The sequence below is a fragment of the Bradyrhizobium sp. SHOUNA76 genome (assembly GCF_023006445.1).
Lineage (GTDB): Bacteria > Pseudomonadota > Alphaproteobacteria > Rhizobiales > Xanthobacteraceae > Bradyrhizobium.
On sequence record NZ_JALBHA010000903.1, the window covers coordinates 1 to 1,314 of the forward strand.

The following is a 1,314-nucleotide window of genomic DNA, read 5'->3' on the forward strand; positions in this document are numbered from 1 at the left end:
GGCGTCGCCGGGGCGGGCGGGGCCTGCGCGATCGCGCTGCCTGAGGCGGCGATCAGGAGGCCAGCGAGGATGATGTTTGATGTCGTGCGCATGGGAGGGAAACGCGCGGGGCCGGCGGGCTGTTCCCGGCCGGAATGCGATGTGATCGGGGGGTTAATCGATGCCAGCCGCGGGCGCGCTTCACCTCTCCCATTGGGAGAGGTGGGCACTGCCCGTGTCGTTTGGAATCACGCCTTTCGGTAGCGGATCAGCGAAAAGTGCCCCATCGGCGGCATCGGGCGGCGCTCGGCCAGCGTGATGCCGCCGTGTCTGGCCGCCCAGCCCTCGAGGCGAGCCCACGGGAATTCCGGGCGCCAGCCGAGGCGGCGGGCGATGGGCGCGAAGGCAAGCTCGAACAGCTTTCGCGGGCCGGTCTCCGCGCCGATGTGGTTGACGAGGATCAACTCGCCGCCGGGTTTGAGCACGCGCACGAACTCGTCGAGCGTGCCTTCGGGATCGGGCACGGCGGTGATGACATATTGCGCGACCACCGCGTCGAAGAAATTTTCGGGGAAGGCGAGGTTCTTCGCGTCCATCACCGAGAGCACCTCGACATTGGAGAGGCGCAAGCTCCGCACGCGCGCCTGCGCCTTGCGCAGCATCGGCTCGGAAATGTCGACGCCGCAGATCTTCGTGGTGCGCGAATAATCCGACAGCGACAGGCCGGTGCCGACGCCGACGTCGAGGATGCGGCCGCCGATGCGGTCGGCCTCGGCGATGGTCGACTGCCGGCCGGCGTCGAACACCTTGCCGAATACGAGATCGTACACCGGCGCCCAGCGGCCATAGGCCTTCTCGACCCCGGCCCGCGAGATGTCTGCTGCCATGCCCCCTGCCCTACCAAAAACCCTGGAGAGTAATAGCCGTTGCTGAGATCAAATCCAGCCCCGCGCGCGGTCTGGGCCTCTCCCGCTTGCGGGAGAGGTCGACACGCTCGCAAGAGCGTGGCGGGTGAGGGCTTTATCCTCTCGCGAGATATCGCGTGAGGAAAGAGCCCTCTCCCCAACCCTCCCCCGCAGGCGGGAGAGGGAGCGCACTTCCGGCGTCGCGAGAGTGCCGTCCGATCTCATGATGTTCAGCCGCGCACCACTTCAGCGAGCGGCCTCGCTGTGTCGCTCGCGACCTTCGCGGCGGCGCTCTGGATGAATCCGCCGCCGAGCACGCGCGCCTGCCCCGAAGGCGCGTCGTAGAACACGCAAGCTTGCCCCGGCGAGACGCCTTCCTCGCCGGCGACGAGCTCGACCTCGTAATGACCATTGCCGCCGCGCAGCCACG

At 68.0% G+C, this 1,314-nt stretch carries 2 protein-coding genes; both read right to left on the reverse strand.

Features of this window, described 5'->3' with window-relative positions; all coding sequences use genetic code 11:
• Positions 1-227: 227 nt before the first annotated feature.
• Positions 228-866: a class I SAM-dependent methyltransferase gene (locus MOV74_RS38420; RefSeq protein WP_246932753.1), complete on the reverse strand. Its 639-nt coding sequence runs from the start codon at positions 864-866 to the stop codon at positions 228-230.
• A 248-nt stretch (positions 867-1,114) separates the two neighbouring features.
• The coding region (locus tag MOV74_RS38425) for an aminomethyltransferase beta-barrel domain-containing protein (protein WP_404979234.1) at positions 1,115-1,314 on the reverse strand (200 nt) is incomplete at its 5' end.

What these genes read in the sequence shown, in the direction of transcription:
- MOV74_RS38420 (WP_246932753.1), bottom strand. Translation starts at nt 866, where the DNA reads ATGGCAGCAGACATCTCGCGGGCCGGGGTCGAGAAGGCCTATGGCCGC.